Source organism: Mycobacterium sp. ITM-2016-00316 (genome assembly GCF_002968335.2).
GTDB lineage: Bacteria > Actinomycetota > Actinomycetes > Mycobacteriales > Mycobacteriaceae > Mycobacterium.
The window spans coordinates 2116718-2134283 of the sequence record NZ_CP134398.1 but is presented as its reverse complement, the minus strand read 5'-3'; the positions used below and the strand labels follow the sequence as shown (position 1 = coordinate 2134283).

Below are 17566 nucleotides of genomic sequence, written 5' to 3'. Positions count from 1 at the left end.
CCTATGGTTAGCGCGTGGAAGGGACGCCGTTCGGCCGATACCGCCTGGTGAAGGTGCTGGGCCGGGGCGGCATGGGCGAGGTCTGGCGGGCCTACGACACCGCGATGAACCGCGTGGTGGCGTTGAAGGTGCTGCCCCCGAACCTGGCCGACGACGACACCTACCAACGCCGTTTCCGCCGCGAAGCACAGATGGCCGCCGGACTCGACGAACCGCACATCGTCCCGATCCACGACTTCGGCGAGATCGACGGACGCCTCTATGTCACGATGCGGCTGATCGACGGCAAGACCGTGCACGAGCTGCTCGAAGAACGGGCCACTGCCACCCCAGCGGGCCGTCGGCATCACCGAGCAGATCGCCGCCGCCCTGCACGCGGCGCACCGCGTCGGGCTGGTGCACCGCGACGTGAAACCGTCGAACATTCTGGTGACCGACGAGGACTTCGCCTATCTCATCGATTTCGGGATCGCCCGCGCCGCCGGGGCCACCAAACTGACCAGCACCGGTTCCACCATCGGCACGCTGGCCTACATGGCGCCCGAGCGGCTGTCCACCGACACCTCCGACGCACGCGCCGACGTCTACGCCCTCACCTGCGTGCTGCACGAGTGCCTGACCGGATCACAGCCGTTCCCGGGGGACAGCGTGGAACGCCAGATCGCCGGGCACCTCACTCTTCCTCCGCCGCGGCCATCGACCCTGCAGCCCGGGATCCCCGCCCAGCTCGATCAGGTCATCGCCACCGGCATGGCCAAGAATCCCGAGCACCGGTACGCCAGCACCCGGGATCTGGCGACCGCCGCCCGTGCCGCCGCGACACCGCCGGCCGCCCACGCCCACCAACCCACCGCGGCCGCCTGGGCGACACCACTTCCTTATCCCCCTTCGGGTTTCACGGCGGCCCCCCAGCAACAGCACTGGCCGTCCGCGCCCGGCCCACACTGGCAGCAGCCGATGCCGCCCGGCCGGCCGTGGTGGCGCGGCCCGGCGGTCCTGATACCGATCGGCCTGCTCGGGGTCGCCGGTGTCGTCGCCGTCGCCATCACCCTCGTCGTGACCGGCCGCTCGGAGAACACCACCGGCCAGCAGGTCGCCACCGGCACCCAACGCTCAGCGGTTGCGGCCGCGACAACATCTGCACCGCAGACGAATTCGACCACGACTTCCAGCCCGGTCGGCATCTCGGCCGAGTTGCAGTCCGCCGAGGGGCTGGCCGCGCTGTTGCAGACACTGCGCGACAAGTTCGGCGACACCATGGGCTACCAGTTGGTGGTCTACCCCGACTACGCGGTGGCCGACCGGGCCGATCCCACGAATTCGCATGTCGAGCAGGGCTACACCTACCGCGGCGACGGTTGGCAGACCTGGGGATCGGCGACCTCGACCAGTTCGTTCGACTTTCTCACCGATCTCGGCACCTTCGACACGACCGGGGTGGCGGCAACGCTGACGGAGGCGCCGCAGACCCTGGGCGCACCCGACGGCACCGGGACCTACCTGCTCGTGGAGGGCGCCGAGGGCGGCGGTCTGGAACTGGCCATCTACTCCACCGCCCCGGGAACCGGCTTCATGCAGGTGAATCCGGACGGCAGCATCAAACAGGTGTTCCCGCCGTGACCGCCACCGGCCAACCCCGCCGCGCGCTGCGCAAGGATGCCGAGCGCAACCGGGAGCGCGTGCTCGGCGCCGCGCGGGATCTGTTCGCCCAGCGGGGCTTGGAGGCCACCCTCAACGACGTGGCGCACCATGCCGATGTCGGGGTGGGCACGGTGTACCGGCGTTTCGCCACCAAGCAGGAACTGCTCGACGCGATCTTCGAAAGCGCCATCGACCAGATCGTGGCGCTCGCGGAATCCGCTCTGGATCGCGAGAACTCGTGGGACGGCTTCGTCTGGTTCGTCGAGCAGCTCTGCGAGCTGACAGCGACCGATCGTGGCCTGCGCGAGATGGTCTACAGCACGGCCTATGGCGGCTACCCGGTCGAGTGCGCCCGGCTGCGCCTGGTTCCCCCGATCTCGAAAATCTTCGAACGCGCCCGCGCCGACGGATATCTGCGCATCGACGCCCACCACACGGATATGCCGATCCTCAGCATGCTGGCCGGCACTGTGAGCGAATGGGCCGGCCATGTGGAACCCGAGCTCTGGCGCCGGTACGTCGCGCTGCTCCTCGACGGTCTGCGTCACCGCGACGGTCAGAGCCGGCTGCCCGTGGACGCGCTCGACGACGATCAGATGAACACCGCGATGCACGGCTGGCAGCCGGCGGGCTGAAACTCAGGGCCTTAGCAGAATCGGGCCAACTCGGTGGTCGTCTCGACACCGTCGTCGTATCCGCCGGTGCCGCCGAGACCGTTCATGATGGCCAACGTGTAGCGCTGACCCGGGCCTGCGAAGCCGACGGAATTGACCACCCAACCGCCCTGTTCCTGCGACCAACCGTTCTTGTTGCCGGGGCTCATCGCCGCACCGGCACCCCACACGCCCCACTGCTGCGAGCTGTCCACCCGCTGCATCTCGGCGACCACTGCTGCCGCGTTGGCCGGCGTGAGACCCGTGAGCACATAGTTCATCAGCGCGTCGAAATCGTCGGCGGTGCCCTTCTGGAAGCCCCAGTACGGATAGACGTCGCCGAACCCTGGTTGGGGCTGAACGTTTTTCATCCCGTAACGCGGGAAGTTCGTGTTGAACACCGTCGTCGTCCCGCCGTAGCGTGACCACAGCGAGTCCGCGGCCGCGTTGTCGGAACGGCGCAGCATCGCGGTCATCTGTTCCCGGTCGGTGGCGGTGAGACGGAGAATGCCGGCCTGTTCGCGACTGAGCAGGTCGGCCACCATCGCCAGCTTGATCGTCGACGCGGTCCAGATCGGTGTCCCCGCCGCGGCACTGCGATAGCGCGCGCCGGTGACACGGTCGCGCAGCACGAACCCGACGGTCCCCGGCCGGGTGGCGACGTACTTTTCGGCGGCCGCAATGCGCTGTTGCAGTACGCATTGCGGGTCCGGGGCGGCGCATTCCGCCGAGGCCACCGGGGCCACGGTCAGGCTCGCGCACAGCATCCAGAGCGCCACCAGGGTCCGCGCGCGTGTCACCGCAGCGCGCTGTCGAGGGCGTTTCGCAGGTCCTCGGCGCGCTGGACGACGATCTGCTCGCCGTCGACGAAGAACGTGGGGGTGCCCATCACGCCCAGCATTTCGCCGTCACGCTGGTCGACCCGGATGCGCTCCAGCGTGGCCAGGTCATCGTAGGCGGCATCGAAGGCCGTCATGTCCAGGTTCAGATCAGCGGCGAATCCGCGGAAAACGTCGTCGGCGGGGGTGCGCCGTTCGCCCCATTCAGGCTGTGTGTCGAACATCTTTTTGTACATCGCTTCGAGTTGACCCTGCTGTGCCGCGGCTTCGACGGCACGTGCGGCGCGTTCGCCGTTGAAGTGGCCGGCCAGCGGGAAGTACCGCAGCACGAACTCGACGCGGTCCCCGTAGTCGCTGCGCAGTTGCTCGACGATGGGATAGGCGGCCCGGCAGCCCTCGCATTCGAAGTCGAGGAATTCGACGAACGTCACCGTCGCGCCCTGCGGATCGTTCAGGCGGTGGCTGCTGTCGCGTACCACCTGCACCGCGCCGGTGTCGACGGCCTCGGCGCTGCGGTCACCCCCGCCCCGGGTGGCCAGCAGCACGACACCTACCGCCAGGATCGCCAGCACGGCGAAGGCGGTCACCCAGGCGCGGCCGGCGCGGGTCTTCAGCACGGCTTCCCTTCCCCGATGCACAGCTCGCGCGACCTTGCACGGGCGTTGACGTGCATCTACGTAGTTACTACGTAGAATGCTAGCGCAAGGGCACTTCGACGGACGGCGGGATGACTGGGATGAGGCGGGAGACATCGGCAACGGCGATACTGGCTCTGCTGACCGTCGTGGCGGTCGCGCTGGGGTTGAGTGCCTGCACCACTGCACCCACCGCACCGCAGGCACAAACGGTGATCGACAAGGGCACACCGTACGGGGATCTGCTGGTACCGAAACTTCAGGCGTCGGTCACCGACGGCGATATCGGCGTGTCGGTCGAACAACCGGTGACCGTGAGTGTCGAGGCCGGTGTGCTCGGCGAGGTGACACTGGTCAACGCGCAGGGCCGGGTCGTCGAGGGCGAACTGAGCGCCGACGGAGTCTCCTGGCGCTCCGCCGAACCGCTGGGCTACAACAAGGAATACACGCTCGACGCCGACGCCTACGGCCTGGGCGGGGTGACCCACACCAGCGCGACGTTCGAGACGCACTCCCCGGAGAACCTGACCATGCCCTACCTCCTGCCCGACAACGGCGCCGTGGTCGGTGTGGGCCAGCCCATTTCGGTGACTTTCGACGAGGTCGTCCCGAATCGGGTGGCCGCGCAACGCGCCATCTCCGTCACCACCACCCCGGCGGTCGAGGGTGCGTTCTACTGGCTCAGCGGCCGCGAGGTCCGCTGGCGCCCCGCGCAGTACTGGAAGCCCGGCACCACGGTGGAGGTGCAGGTGAAGACCTACGGTGTGGATCTGGGCGACGGACTGTTCGGCCAGGATGACGTCACCTCCCGATTCACCATCGGCGATGAGGTCATCGCCACCGCCGATGACGCCACCAAGACGCTGACCGTGCGCGTCAACGGCGAGGTGGCCAAGACCATGCCGATCTCGATGGGCAAGGATTCCTCCCCCACCGACAACGGCACCTATATCGTCGCCGAACGCCTTGCGGACATGGTGATGGATTCCTCGACCTACGGTGTGCCGGTGAATTCGCCCGACGGGTACCGCACCGAGGTCAAGTGGGCGACCCGGATGTCCTACAGCGGGATCTTCGTACACGCCGCTCCGTGGTCGGTGGGCAGCCAGGGCCGGGCGAACGTCAGCCACGGCTGCCTCAATGCCAGTACCGAGAACGCCAAGTGGTTCTACGACAACACCAAACGCGGAGATATCGTCGAGGTGGTGAACACCGTCGGGCCGACGCTGCCGGGTACCGACGGTCTCGGTGACTGGAACATCCCGTGGGAGCAGTGGAAGGCGGGCAACGCCGCCGCCTGACCAGCCTGATCCTCAGTGATGACAGATCAGGTTGATGACCAGCGGCGCACCGGCCGTCGCGGCGATGGTCGCCCACGCCAGCAGTCGGTGACGTTGCAGACTCCCCCGGCCGGCCGGAACCAGGAGCCGATTGGCCCGCACCGCGATCGCACTGGCGCCGACCGCCAGGCCCGCCGGCTGCACCGGCCCGGCCAGCTCGAGCATTCCCGCGACCAGCGCCCGACTGCCGTGCCGCCGGGCGGCGGTGTCATCGGCGCACATCTCCAGCAGCTCGCCCACCGCCGCGGCACCCCGCCGAAAGAGCGGCAGGCGCGGCAAATGCGCGGCCAGCGCCCGCAGGACCATCAGCACCTGGTGATGACGGCCGGCGATGTGCGCGTCCTCATGAGCGAGCACTGCGTTCAACTGTGAGTCGGTCAGCCGGTGGACCGCAGCGGTGGTCACCACGATGGCGTTCGGACGGCCGACCACGCAGTACGCGGCGGGCCGTTCGGCGTTGAGCAGGAAGACATCCGGACGGTCGGTGGGCAGGCCCACGAGCCTGGCGGCGTGCGCATGGTGATGGCTGCGCGAGCGCAGGCCGAGCACCGAACGACCCACCTTGAGTCCCACGATCCCCGACAGGATGACGCCACCGGCGATCACGATCAACAGGCCCGGCAGGCCTGGGGTGGCGACCTGCTCGGGAATGCCGAGCAGCTCCAGGCAGACCACGAACACCGGTGAATCCGGAAGCCCGCGAATACCGTTGACCACGACAAGGGATATCGCGACCGCCCAGGACACCAGCGCGCCGACGATCGCCGTCAGCCACGCCGTCACGCCCAGTTGCGGGTTCAGCCCGCCGCGGGTGAGCCGGGACAGCACCGGCGGCGCCAGCCAGGTCACCAGCGCCCCGTAGGCCAGCAGGCAGATGGCCGTGGTCATCGACGGCGCTTCTGGGTGCCGGACGACCGCAGTGCCGCCTTCAGTTGCGCGGATTCGTCGGCCGACATCTGTTCGACGAAGAAAGCGAGTACCGCCTCGGGCTTGCCACCGGCCTCGAACGCCGCGCGCATCATGTTGGCCGAGCGCTCTTCACGGGTCATGGTGGGCCAGTAGCGGAAGGCCTTGCCCTCGCGCTCGCGACGCACCCAGCCCTTGCGATGCAGATTGTCCAGGGTGGACAGCACCGTGGTGTAGGCGATCCGGCGGGCGTCGGTCAGCTCCTCGAACACCTCACGCACGGTGACACCGTCCTCGCCGTCCCACACCCGGTCCATGACGGTGGCTTCGAGATCACCGAACCCGCGCTGCTGCATGCTCACCTTTCGTTCCCGAACGGCCAATCTACGCCTTTACTACGTAGATCGCGCTCAGTCCGTCGGGCAAGTCCCCGCGGCCTCGCGCAGCACCCGCGCCGACGGCGCGTCGACCGGCAGCCCGTACCCGCGCAGGACCGCGGCGAACTGCACCGCGTATTGGCACCAGAATGCCCGGTTGGGCGGCATCCACACGGCGGGCTCGCTGTCCCCCTTGTGCTGATTCGTCGGCCCGTCGACGGCCAGCAGATTGGCCGGGTCGTTGGCGAACCGCATCCGCAGTTCGTCGGTCCAGGTGCGGGCGCCCAGATCCCAGGCCAGCGACAGCGGGACGATGTGGTCGATCTGCACCGACGCCCCGATCTGGTTGCCGCGCACGAACGCGATGGTCGCGTTCGTGTACGGATCGATCAGGGTGCCGGTGGCGACGGCGGTCGGACATCGCTTGATCGACACGTACGACTTCTCGACGAGATCGCGATCCAGGATGTCGTTGCGGGTGTCACAGCCGTTGCGCCCACCCGGCGCGTCGTTGTCATCGTCCCAGGACTCCCCGAACGCGTCGCGCCGGTAGTCGTACCCGGGGACCCGGACCGGGATCTCGGTCACCCCGGCCAGCACGTCGACACCGGGCGCGACGGTGGGAGTGTCGGCCTCGGCCACGTACCGCGCCGAGCCTGCGCCGGGCTCGGTGCTGACCTGCACCGCGACCAACACCGCGAGCGCGACGCCGGCACCGAGCAGGCCGATCCGCTTCACGACTTGTCCAGGTACTGAACCCGATCGGAGGCGGAGAACGGTGCGGCCAACACGTCCAGCCCGGGTTGATACGGGTTGTCCTGGTAGGCGGTCTCGCAGAAGCTGCGGGCGTCCTGGATGATGCCGAGATGATCGGCCAGTGACAGGAAACGCAACGTGGTGAGACGCCCGGACTGGTTGTAGCCCAGCACATCTCCCTCCTGACGTTCCTGGAGGTCGAGGTCGGCCAGCGCGAAACCGTCGAGTGTGCCTGCCACCGCGCGCAACCGTTCACCGGCCTTGGAACTCTCCGGCATCCGGGTCACCAGCAGGCACAGGCTCGGATGCTGTCCGCGGCCGATGCGCCCGCGCAGTTGGTGCAGCTGACTGATGCCGAACCGGTCGGCGTCCATCACCACCATCATGGTGGCGTTGGGCACGTCGACGCCGACCTCGATGACGGTGGTGCAGATCAGCACGTCGATCTCGCCGGCCCGGAACGCCGACATCACCGCGTCCTTTTCGTCGGGCGCCAGCCGGCCGTGCATCAGACCGAGCCGCAATCCTGCCAGCGGACCGGTGCTCAGCCGGTCCAGCACCTGCAGCACGGTGACCGGCGGCGGACCGTGTTCGTAGGCGTTCTTCTTGTCGGGCTCCTCGTCGATGCGCGAGGCCACCACGTAGGCCTGCCGGCCGGCGGCCACCTCCTCGATGATGCGCGCCCAGGCCCGGTCCAGCCAGGACGGCTTGTCCTTGGTGAACACCACATTGCTGGTGATGGGCTGGCGTCCGCGCGGCAACTCGCGCAGCGTGGAGGTCTCCAGATCACCGAACACCGTCAGCGCGATGGTGCGCGGGATCGGTGTCGCCGTCATCACCAACAGGTGCGGGGTGATCCCACCGGTGGCCTTGGCCCGCAACCGGTCCCGCTGCTCGACGCCGAATCGGTGCTGTTCGTCGACCACCACCATGCCGAGCTGGCTGAACTCCACCGCGTCCTGAATGATGGCATGTGTCCCCACCACGATCCCCGCTGTACCGGAATAGATCTCATCGCGCGCCTGACGCTTCTGCTGTGGCGACATCGACCCGGTGAGCAGGGTGACGGCGGTCGCGCCGTCGGCGGCGCCGAGTTCACCGGCCATGGCGAGCGGCCCCAGCACCTGGCGGATGGAACGGTAATGCTGCGCGGCGAGCACCTCGGTGGGCGCCAGCAGCGCACACTGCAAACCTGCATCGACCATCTGCAGCATCGCCAGCACCGACACGATGGTCTTGCCGGAGCCGACCTCGCCCTGCAGCATCCGGTTCATCGGGCGGGTCTTGGCGAGCTCACCGGAGATGACCTCGAGGACCTCGCGCTGCCCGCCGGTCAACTCGAAGGGCAGCTGCTTCATCAGGGCGGCCGCTAGACCGTCCCCGCGCAGCGGCGCAGCCGGGCCGGTTTCACCGAGCGCCCCGTAGCGCCGCGACACCAACGCCCACTGCAGGCCGATCGCCTCATCGTAGGTCAGCCGTTCCTGCGCGGCCTCCCGCTCGACAGCGTTCTCCGAGACGTGGACGCGACGCAGCGCGGCATCCTCGGAAATCAGATCCCATTGCCGCAGAAAGGGTTCCGGGAGCAGCTCGGGGATCGGGTCGAGGACGGCCAGCACCTGGCAGATGCAGGCGTAGATGTCCCAGCTCTGCAGCTTCTTGGTCGCCGGGTAGATCGGGAAGAACTCCCGCTCGAACGCGGCCAGCACGTCTGAGCCGGACTCCCCCGACGCATCGGCGATCTTCGCGAACGACCGGGTGCCGATGGTGCGTTGTCCCGGGGCGCCGATGATCAGGAACGCCGGGTGCGACAACTGCATGGTTTTGCGGAAGTAGCCGATCTCACCGGAGAGCATCACCCGGGTGCCCTCGACCAGACTGCCGATGAGGTAGTCGGCATTGAAGAAGGTGGCGGTGATCGGAGGATTCCGTTCACCGAGGGTGACGCGCAGCATCTTGCGTGGCCGCTTGCCCCGTTGCGGTTTCATCTGCCGGACGTCGGTGGCGGTGATGACGTCGACGAAGGTGACGTGCGTGCCCTCCTTGAGTTCGATCTCCTCGCCCTCTTCACGCACGGTCATGCCGTCGCTGTACTTGCGCGGGTAGTGGCGCAGCAGGTCGTTGACGGTGCGGATGCCGAAGGCTTCTTCGAGCTTGTCGGCAGCCTTGGCGCCGATGATGGGCGAGAGCAGATCGTTGAGGGCAACCACGGGTCACTCCACCCCGATCAACAGCGCGTCACCGTCGTGATCGGTGCGATAGCTGACCAATTCGGCTCCCAGATGCTGCTGGCGCACGTGATCGCGCAACCGCTCCCCCACTCCCTCGTCGACGCCGCTGCCGATCAGCACGGTGATCAACTCGCCGCCGGCGGCCAACAACAGATCGATCAGTCCGGCCCCGGCCGAGGCGACATCGCGCCCGACGATCAACACCTCGTCACCCGAGATGCCCAGTCCGTCACCGGGTTTGCAGTGCCCCGCCCACGTCAGCGCATCGTCGGTGGCCACCCGCACCGAGCCGTGCCGGGCGGCGGCAGCCGCACGCGCCATGGTGTATCCGTCGTCGACGCCCTGGCGGGTCGCGTCGTGCACGGCCAGCGCCGCCAGGCCCTGCACCATGGACGCGGCCGGCACCGGGACCACGTCGATACCCCAGCCGGTCGCCGCCGTGCAGCCCGCCACCAGCTCCTCGGCGGCGATGAAACCGTTGGGCAACAACATGATCTGCGCCGCATCGGCGTCCACCAGGGCGCGCAGCAGCTGCTGCGCGCTGATCGGCACCCCGTCGTGCGGGCGCAGCACACGGGCACCCTCGCCGGCGAACAGTGTCGCCGCGCCGTCGCCGTCGACCACGGCGAGCACCGCGCGGTCGCGGCCGGCAGTGTGGATCGGGCGGGCGCCGGTGAGGACGGTGATCTGAATGTTGCTGGGACAACCGACCGCAAGGCCGGCCTCCACCGCAGCGCCGGCATCGTCGGTGTGCACATGCACCGACTGGGTTCCGCTGCGGCCGGCGGTGATGGCCACCGAATCGCCGAGCGCGGCCAGCGTGGCGCGCAGCCCCTCCACCGACTCCGCTCGGCAGCCGTCCAGCAGATACATGACCTCGAACTGCGGGGCCGCGGCCGAGCCGATGGCCGGTTCGGGGGTGCCGGCGGCCGGTTCGTAGGCGGGGCGCCGCGGTGCGGTGCCGATCAGGGTCGCGGTCAGCGCGTCGAGCAGGACCAGCAGACCCCGCCCGCCGGCGTCGACGACACCCGCCTCGGCGAGCACGTCGAGTTGGTCGGTGGTGCGCTCCAAGGCCGCGACCGCCGCGGTGGCGGCCGCGTCGACGACGGTGGCCACATCGGTACCCGCAGCCGCGCGATCCTCGGCGGTATCGGCCGCTGCGCCGAGTACCGAGACGATGGTGCCGGGGACCGCCTCACCCATCGAGGCGACCACCAGTCCCTCGGCGCAGCGCAGGGCGGCGGCGAAGGACGGCCCGCCGATCTCGGACAGGTGCCCTTCGGCGGTGACATCGGAAATTCCCCGCAGAATCTGGGACAGGATCACCCCGGAGTTGCCGCGGGCGCCACGCAGGGCACCGTCGGCCAGGCAGCCGGTCACCCCGACCAGGTCGAGATCCTCACGCCCCGCAAGGCCGGCCACCGCCGAACGCATGGTGAACAGCATGTTCGTGCCGGTATCGGAATCCGCGACGGGGAAGACGTTGAGCCGGTTGATCTCGTCGGTGTGGGTGATCAGGTGCCCGACGGCGGTGTGGGCCCAACGTCGCATCGCCGATGCGTCGAGCCGCGCAGCCGACATCTACACCTCCTGAGCGTCGCACCAGCCGTGCGGGCCAGAATAGTCATCGTGGCCGACAGTGCGGCCGGCAGCGGCACAGGTTGTGGACAACAGGAGCGAGCGCAGCGCACCCTGAGCGAGCGGAGCGAGCGAACCATCAGCACCGAACGCGGCCTGTGAGCCTGCGAACAGGGTGCGTTTTGGAGATCCGTTCACCGGGCCGGTATCCTGGTCAGGTTGTCGGGTCACCCGCTTGCGGTCGATGGCCCCCAGTACCGATTACAAGGAGTTCTAGACATGGCTGCCGTGTGCGACATCTGCGCTAAGGGCCCCGGCTTCGGCAAGTCGGTGTCGCATTCCCATCGCCGGACCAACCGTCGCTGGAACCCGAACATCCAGACCGTCAACGCGGTGACCCGCCCCGGCGGCAACAAGCAGCGTCTGAACGTCTGCACCTCCTGCCTGAAGGCCGGCAAGGTCGCACGCGGCTAGTTCCGCCTCACGCGGTCTGCAGCTGAACCATATCGACGGTCACCTCACCGGTGACCGTCGTTTTTGGTGACTCGGTGGGCGCCGATCGGCGCAAGACTGGCAGCGCCACCACGGCACACACCGTCCCTGCAATTCATCAGTCTGTTCGGCATGCTGGCGCTCTCGCTCCTCGATCTCATTTCGCACTCCACTGGGTCATAGGGACCTTCGGGCTCTGCAAGCAGTTGATCGGAGACCGTCAAGCAAGGCGATCTCGCCCGTCTCAGCGTCATGTGCAGGCCCGCGCACCGAAGAGGCGGCCGACCGACCTCTGGCTCAACGGAGCGTTGCCTGCCTACTAAGGTCTCTGGCATGGAGCCGATGCACCCCAGTGATCGTCACTACCGGAGCACCTCTATTCGCCTCCCGGAGTTGGCCGTAGTCTCCGATGTTCTGCACAACCTCACGTTTGAGAACTGCGCGATACACGGTCCCGCCGTCATCTTCCTTCAAGGGACGTCACTGACGCAGTGCACATTCGACGGCACGGAAGAGAGTTTGTTCTGGGATCTGGGCGAGCGGCAGAAGATCGTTGGCGCTATCGCCTTGGTCGGCTGCACGATCATCGGCTGCCGGTTTGAAGGTATCGGGCTGGCCGTCACTCCGTCGTCTCGCGAGATCTACCGAAAAGGTCTCAACCTCTAGGCGATCATCTCGGCGGTATCGATACCGGAGTACAACGGCCGAGGTTCCTGTACCTGGTTGTTCGCGAACACCACGTCGCTGGAGTAACTCACAAAGACGGCCCAATGACGCGGGACTTCCACAAACTCTGCCGGCTCGCTGTCCGCCCACATCCGCTCAAACTCGTCTGGCGTGGTATCGACTTCCGCCATCTCGTCGTCGCGGTCCATAGTCAGATAATCCTCCATGCCGACCGCAATTGCCACACTCCGTCATTGCGATCAATCGGCTTCAGAATCACCAAAATCAGTTTTCCCTGGTCATCGCGGGTCTTCATCAGCAAGCGCAACCCATACTTCCCGTGTCTGTGCCATCTGGCCGACTCGTACTGTTCTGGGATGCACCACCGCCTGATGTCCTCCCCAGTGAGGTTGTGCTTCTCGCGAATCTTGTCCTCGATGTCATCCGATACACGGATGTCCGCTATCCAGAACTCCCGAGGCACGATCAACAGGCTAAGGCAGTGCGCAGTCCTGCTGGCAGCGATGCCGCGGCCCGCCGGCCGATATGCAGTTCCAACACGCAATCGGACTCGAACTTGCGGGGTTCTGAACCCCGGTCCCGGCTACGGCAGCCGCCAGTCGATCGGCTCGGCACCCAGCTTCGTCAGCAGTTCGTTGGCGCGGCTGAAGGGCTTGGATCCGAAGAATCCGCGCGATGCCGACAATGGCGACGGGTGCACCGATTCGATACAGGCGCAACCGCCCTCGGTCAGCATCGGCTTCAGCGTCTGCGCGTCGCGTCCCCACAGCACCGCCACCAGCGGCTGCGGTCGCGCGACCAAGGCACGGATCGCGCATTCGGTGACGGCCTCCCAGCCCTTGCGCCGATGTGAGGCCGGCTCGCCGGGCCGCACGGTGAGCACCCTGTTCAGCAGCATCACCCCCTGCTGCGCCCACGGACTCAGGTCGCCGTTGGCCGGCACCGGGTAGCCGAGGTCCGCACCGTACTCGGTGAAGATGTTGACCAGACTGCGCGGCACCGGGCGGACGTCCGGGGCCACCGAGAAACTCAGCCCGACGGCGTGACCGGGTGTCGGGTACGGGTCCTGACCGACGATGAGCACCCGCACCGCGTCGAACGGAAACGTGAACGCCCGCAAGACGTTCTCCCCGGCCGGCAGATATTGGTGTCCGGCGGCCAGCTCGGCGCGCAGGAACTCCCCCAACTCGGCCACCTGCGGGGCCACCGGCTCCAGCGCACGCGCCCAGCCGGGTTCGATCAGATCTGTCAGCGGGCGTGGCGTCACGAGGCCCCAAACTAGCGTGCCGCCGGTTCAGTAGGACTGCCAGCCCGGGTTTCCCTGCCAGGCCTGGCCGTCGACGAGCACCGCGGGCGCGCCGTCGAGCACCTGGCCGATGACCCGCCAGCCGGCGGGCACCGCGCCGGGGAAGGTGGCGACCAGCGCGTGGTCCTCTCCCCCACCGAAAACCCAGTCCCAGGCGTCCTCCCCGGTGGCCGCCGCGGCCTCGGCCAGCGCGTCGTGATCGGGGCCCAGCGCCTGCCGCGACACCTCGATGACGACCCCGGACGCGGTCGCGATGTGCCCGAGGTCGGCCAGCAGCCCGTCGGACACATCGGTCATCGAGGTGGCCCCGGCATCGGCGGCGACACGGCCCTGGCCGTACGGCGGTTTCGGCACCAGATGCTGCGCACGCAACGCGGCGGGTTCACTGATCTCCTTGAGCCACAACGAGTATCCCGCACCGGAGCAACCCAGATCACCCGTCACGGCGACGAGGTCACCGGCGCGTGCGGTGTCCCGTCGCACCGGTTCGCGCCCACCGAGATCGCCGAGCACCGTCACCGACACCACCCACTGCGGGGCGCTCACCAGGTCGCCACCGGCGATCCCCGCGCCGCAGCGCTGCGCCTCGTCCCACAGGCCGTCCGACAGTGCCCGCGCGGCGGCGGCTGGGGTGTCCGGTGGCGCACCGAAGGCCACCACGAACGCGGTCGGCGTCGCACCCATGGCCTCGACATCGGCCGCGTTCTGGGCGATGGCCTTGCGGCCGATGTCATGGGCCGTCGACCAGTCCAGCCGGAAATGCCTGTCCTGCACCAGCATGTCCGTGGACACCACGGTGCGCCCGTCGGCGGCGGTGATCACCGCGGCATCGTCGCCGGGACCCAGTTCCACAGCGCCGGGCTGGTGGCGGTCCGCATTGATCGCGTCGATGACACCGAACTCCCCGACCTGTGCCAACGTCGGCTCGCTGTCGCTCATCTCACCGTCCTGCGTAGGGCTTCCCGGCCTGAACACTGCCGCGACCTGCGGTACGTTTGGTCCCTGCGGCGACGAGTCTATGCAGCGGAAACGGAGGGCACACCCAGTGGTAGAGGCATTCATGCTGATTCAGACCGAGGTGGGCCGCGCCGAGGTCGTCGCGAAACAGCTGGCCGGCCTGCCCGGAGTGCACTCCGCGGAGTATGTGACCGGGCCGTATGACGTGGTGGCCCGCGTCGGCGCCGACACGTTGGACGCACTGCACCGCGATGTGGTGGACAAGGTGCAGCAGGTGGCCGGAATCACCCGCACCCTGACCTGCCCGATCGCCGAGACGCAGCATCCCTAGAGTTACCCGTGTGACACAGCCCGATGAGCAGGACGGCCCACCCCGGTCGCTGATCATCGCGGCCGTCGGAGTCGCCGTGGCCGCCGTGATCGTGGTGCTGACCTTCGCCGCGACCCGCCAAGCCGCCCCGCCGGACACACCGGTGGCCATCGCCGCCGCCCCCGCCCCGCAGGCCGACAGCCCGCAATGCGCTGCGCTGCTGCAGGCGCTGCCCGAACAACTCGGTGATTACCGGCGCGCGCAGGCCGTGGAGCCGGTTCCCGCCGGCGCCGCCGCCTGGCAGGCCGATCCGGAAGCCGATGCCGTCATCCTGCGGTGCGGCCTGGACCGCCCCGCCGATTTCGTGGTGGGCACCCCGCTGCAGGTGGTCGATGAGGTGCAGTGGTTCGAGGTGAACGCCTACGGGATCAGCACCTGGTTCGCCGTCGACCGGGGCACCTACGTGGCGCTCACGCTGCCGTCGGGGTCGGGTCCGACGCCGATCCAGCTGATCTCCAAGGCGATCGCGCGGACCATGCCGGCCCAGCCGCTGGATCCCGGGCCGCCGCGCTGAATTCTCTCGCGCGTTAGCGCAGGCCGGTACCGCGGGCCAGCGCGGTCTCGACCATCGTCGCCAGCAGCGTCGGGTAGTCCACCCCGCTGGCCGCCCACATCCGCGGGTACATGGAGATGGTGGTGAATCCGGGCATCGTGTTGATCTCGTTGATCACCGGGCCATCCTCGGTGAGAAAGAAGTCGACCCGGGCCAGGCCCTGACAGTCGATGGCACGGAACGCCCTGATGGCCAACGTGCGGAGCTCGGCGGCAATATCGTCATCGACCTTGGCCGGCACATCGAGCTCGGCGGCGTCGTCGAGGTATTTGGTGGCGAAGTCGTAGAAGGTGTCCTCCCGGTCGCGCACCCCGGCGACCCGGATCTCACCGATCTCGCTGGCCTCCACGCGCCCGTCCGGGAACTCCAGCACGCCGCATTCCAGTTCGCGGCCGATGATGGCGGCCTCGACGATGACCTTGGGGTCGTGGCGGCGGGCATCGGCGATCGCGGCGTGCAGCTGATCCCAGGCGGTGACCCTGCTGACCCCGATCGACGAGCCGCCGCGGGCCGGTTTGACGAACACCGGAAGACCAAGTCGGGCGCGGCCATCGAGTGCGACGGTGTGCTGCCCGCCGCGCAGCACCACGTGATCGCCGATCGGCAGCCCATCGGCCACCAGAAGTTTCTTGGTGAATTCCTTGTCCATACCGGTGGCGCTGGCCAACACCCCGGCCCCGACGTAGGGCACACCGGCCAGCTTGAGCAGGCCCTGAATGGTGCCGTCCTCGCCGTAGGGACCGTGCAGCACCGGGAACACCACGTCGACGGCGGCCAGCACCTCGCCGGCACCCTCGCCCAGCGACAGCAGTTCGCCCTTGCGCACCGGGTCGGCGGCTAGCGCCAGCGCGGTACCGTCGGCCACATTCGGCAGCTCACCGGCGGTGATGGCCAGGTTCTCGGGCCTGCCGTCGGTCAGCACCCAGGAGCCGTCCGGGGTGATCCCGACGGCGACCACCTCGAAGCGCTGCGGGTCGAGATTACGCAGGATGCTTCCTGCGGAAACACAGGAAATCCCGTGCTCAGAACTGCGTCCGCCATAGATGACGGCAACACGGGTACGGGCACTCACAACCTGCAGAGGCTACCGGCTGAGACGCCCGCAGGGCCTGTCAGGCCAGCGCGCGCTCGATATCGGCGACGATATCGTCGGTGTCCTCGATGCCCAGCGAGATCCTGGCGAAGCCCTCGGGCACCGGGTCTCCCCAGCGCGCGCGGCGGTCGACGCAGGTGTGGATACCGCCGAAGCTGGTGGCCGCCACCAGCAGCGCGCTGCGTTCCACCAGTTGGTGCACGGCGCCGGCATCGGCGAGTTCGACGGACACCAGACCGCCGAAATGCCGCATCTGCTCGACGGCGATCGGGTGGGCGGGATCCTGCGGCAGGCCCGGGTAGCGCACCGAGCGCACCGCCGGATGATCGCGCAGCATCAACGCCACCGCCTGCGCGTTACGGCACTGCCGGTCGATGCGCAGCCCGGCGCTGCCCAGGCTGCGCAGCACCAGCCACGCCTCGAACGTGCCGAGCACCGGCCCGGCCAGCAGCCGGTCGCGTTCCAGCGCGGCCATCAGCTCAGGGTGTGAGCCCGCGACATAACCGGCCAGCAGATCACTGTGCCCGGACAGGGCCTTGGTGGCACTGGCGACGACGAGGTCCGCACCCAGCGACAGCGGCTGCAGGCCCAGCGGGGTCGCGGCGGTGTTGTCGACCACCAGGGTGGCGCCGCGGGAACGACAGGTGGTGGCCAACCGGTGCAGGTCGACGACGTCCAGCGTCGGGTTCACCGGGGTCTCGGCGAGAACGACGTCGGCGTGCTCGGCCGCCGCGCACATCTGCGCGGCGGAGGCCTCCACCACGGTGACACCCAGGGGTGCCAGATACTCGGCGGCGTACCGGCGCACCTGGTAGTAGCCGTCGGCGGGCACGACCAGGGTCTTGCCCGGTTTGGCCAGCACCCGCAGTGCCGCGCTGATCGCCCCCATCCCGGAGCCGAAGGTCAGCGCCGACGAGGCGCCTTCCAACTCGGCGAGCGCCGATTCCAGCTGCCGCCAGGTGGGATTCGATGCCCGCCCGTAGGTGTCCAGCGGTTCGGACTCGTCCGGCGACAAGTGATACGCCGACGCCGGAACCGGCACCGGGCCGACGGGTGAACCTGGCATTCCATGTGCACCAACAGCATTCACGCTGCGGGTGGAATCGCCGTACTCCATATCCATCTCCCGTCGCTTCGCTCGCCCGGGCAAACGCC

General features: G+C 68.3%; 18 protein-coding genes and 1 pseudogene. 7 read left to right on the top strand and 12 right to left on the bottom strand.

Annotated features, from left to right (window positions below):
* The first annotated feature begins 14 nt into the window (after positions 1–14).
* A pseudogene (locus tag C6A86_RS10240) lies at positions 15–1620 on the top strand (serine/threonine-protein kinase).
* Positions 1617–2276, top strand: a complete 660-nt coding sequence (locus tag C6A86_RS10235) for a TetR/AcrR family transcriptional regulator (protein ID WP_105365519.1) — start codon at positions 1617–1619, stop codon at positions 2274–2276. The pseudogene C6A86_RS10240 and the gene C6A86_RS10235 overlap by 4 nt, the downstream one beginning before the upstream one ends.
* Before the next feature lie 11 nt (positions 2277–2287).
* Here C6A86_RS10235 and C6A86_RS10230 read toward each other — a convergent pair whose 3' ends face one another.
* Positions 2288–3061, bottom strand: a complete 774-nt coding sequence (locus C6A86_RS10230; protein WP_142407070.1) for a serine hydrolase — start codon at positions 3059–3061, stop codon at positions 2288–2290.
* Between the two features lie 29 nt (positions 3062–3090).
* A complete protein-coding gene (locus C6A86_RS10225; RefSeq protein WP_233213189.1) occupies positions 3091–3750 on the bottom strand; it encodes a thioredoxin domain-containing protein in 660 nt (219 codons plus the stop codon).
* A gap of 119 nt (positions 3751–3869) precedes the next feature.
* Between C6A86_RS10225 and C6A86_RS10220 the strand changes: the two genes are divergently transcribed.
* Positions 3870–5069 carry an Ig-like domain-containing protein gene (locus C6A86_RS10220; RefSeq protein ID WP_396835294.1) on the top strand — a complete coding sequence of 400 codons (1200 nt, stop codon included), beginning with the start codon at positions 3870–3872 and terminating at the stop codon, positions 5067–5069.
* Between the two features lie 12 nt (positions 5070–5081).
* On the opposite strand, the gene C6A86_RS10215 is transcribed toward C6A86_RS10220, so the two are convergent.
* From C6A86_RS10215 to C6A86_RS10195, 5 genes are read right to left on the bottom strand one after another with little or no spacing between them, the layout of a single operon-like run.
* Positions 5082–5996 (bottom strand): M56 family metallopeptidase, encoded by a 915-nt coding sequence (locus C6A86_RS10215; protein ID WP_105365521.1) that lies wholly within the window; start codon positions 5994–5996, stop codon positions 5082–5084.
* Positions 5993–6370 carry a BlaI/MecI/CopY family transcriptional regulator gene (locus tag C6A86_RS10210; RefSeq protein WP_105365522.1) on the bottom strand — a complete coding sequence of 126 codons (378 nt, stop codon included), beginning with the start codon at positions 6368–6370 and terminating at the stop codon, positions 5993–5995. The genes C6A86_RS10215 and C6A86_RS10210 overlap by 4 nt, the downstream gene beginning before the upstream one ends.
* A 54-nt stretch (positions 6371–6424) precedes the next feature.
* A complete protein-coding gene (locus C6A86_RS10205) occupies positions 6425–7129 on the bottom strand; it encodes an HNH endonuclease family protein (RefSeq protein ID WP_105365523.1) in 705 nt (234 codons plus the stop codon).
* A complete protein-coding gene (recG, locus tag C6A86_RS10200; RefSeq protein ID WP_311101103.1) occupies positions 7126–9354 on the bottom strand; it encodes an ATP-dependent DNA helicase RecG in 2229 nt (742 codons plus the stop codon). The genes C6A86_RS10205 and recG overlap by 4 nt, the downstream gene beginning before the upstream one ends.
* A gap of 3 nt (positions 9355–9357) precedes the next feature.
* The gene (locus tag C6A86_RS10195) at positions 9358–10956 is read right to left on the bottom strand and encodes a DAK2 domain-containing protein (RefSeq protein ID WP_105365525.1); all 1599 of its coding nucleotides are present in this window, start codon (positions 10954–10956) and stop codon (positions 9358–9360) included.
* A 276-nt stretch (positions 10957–11232) separates the two neighbouring features.
* On the opposite strand from C6A86_RS10195, the gene rpmB reads away from it, so the two are divergent.
* Complete coding sequence (rpmB, locus tag C6A86_RS10190) at positions 11233–11427, top strand: 50S ribosomal protein L28 (protein WP_057166329.1); 195 nt, start codon at positions 11233–11235, stop codon at positions 11425–11427.
* A gap of 351 nt (positions 11428–11778) precedes the next feature.
* Positions 11779–12111 carry a hypothetical protein gene (locus C6A86_RS10185; protein WP_105365526.1) on the top strand — a complete coding sequence of 111 codons (333 nt, stop codon included), beginning with the start codon at positions 11779–11781 and terminating at the stop codon, positions 12109–12111.
* On the opposite strand, the gene C6A86_RS10180 is transcribed toward C6A86_RS10185, so the two are convergent.
* The 3 genes from C6A86_RS10180 to C6A86_RS10170 all read right to left on the bottom strand — a co-directional run bounded on the left by C6A86_RS10180 (position 12108) and on the right by C6A86_RS10170 (position 14377).
* Positions 12108–12356 carry a hypothetical protein gene (locus tag C6A86_RS10180; protein WP_142407067.1) on the bottom strand — a complete coding sequence of 83 codons (249 nt, stop codon included), beginning with the start codon at positions 12354–12356 and terminating at the stop codon, positions 12108–12110. The two genes, C6A86_RS10185 and C6A86_RS10180, sit on opposite strands and share 4 nt — an antisense overlap.
* Before the next feature lie 359 nt (positions 12357–12715).
* A complete protein-coding gene (locus tag C6A86_RS10175) occupies positions 12716–13399 on the bottom strand; it encodes a uracil-DNA glycosylase (protein ID WP_105365529.1) in 684 nt (227 codons plus the stop codon).
* 27 nt (positions 13400–13426) lie between these two features.
* The gene (locus tag C6A86_RS10170; protein WP_105365530.1) at positions 13427–14377 is read right to left on the bottom strand and encodes a thiamine-phosphate kinase; all 951 of its coding nucleotides are present in this window, start codon (positions 14375–14377) and stop codon (positions 13427–13429) included.
* A 106-nt stretch (positions 14378–14483) separates the two neighbouring features.
* On the opposite strand from C6A86_RS10170, the gene C6A86_RS10165 reads away from it, so the two are divergent.
* Both C6A86_RS10165 and C6A86_RS10160 read left to right on the top strand, forming a co-directional pair.
* Positions 14484–14726, top strand: a complete 243-nt coding sequence (locus C6A86_RS10165) for an Lrp/AsnC family transcriptional regulator (RefSeq protein ID WP_105365531.1) — start codon at positions 14484–14486, stop codon at positions 14724–14726.
* A 10-nt stretch (positions 14727–14736) separates the two neighbouring features.
* Entirely contained in the window at positions 14737–15279 is a 543-nt protein-coding gene (locus tag C6A86_RS10160; protein WP_311101102.1) for a DUF3515 domain-containing protein, read from the top strand.
* Positions 15280–15292: 13 nt separating this feature from the next.
* On the opposite strand, the gene C6A86_RS10155 is transcribed toward C6A86_RS10160, so the two are convergent.
* Positions 15293–16390 (bottom strand): D-alanine--D-alanine ligase family protein, encoded by a 1098-nt coding sequence (locus tag C6A86_RS10155; protein WP_311101101.1) that lies wholly within the window; start codon positions 16388–16390, stop codon positions 15293–15295.
* A 40-nt stretch (positions 16391–16430) separates the two neighbouring features.
* Positions 16431–17534 carry a cystathionine gamma-lyase gene (locus tag C6A86_RS10150; RefSeq protein WP_311101100.1) on the bottom strand — a complete coding sequence of 368 codons (1104 nt, stop codon included), beginning with the start codon at positions 17532–17534 and terminating at the stop codon, positions 16431–16433.
* Positions 17535–17566 lie beyond the last annotated feature (32 nt).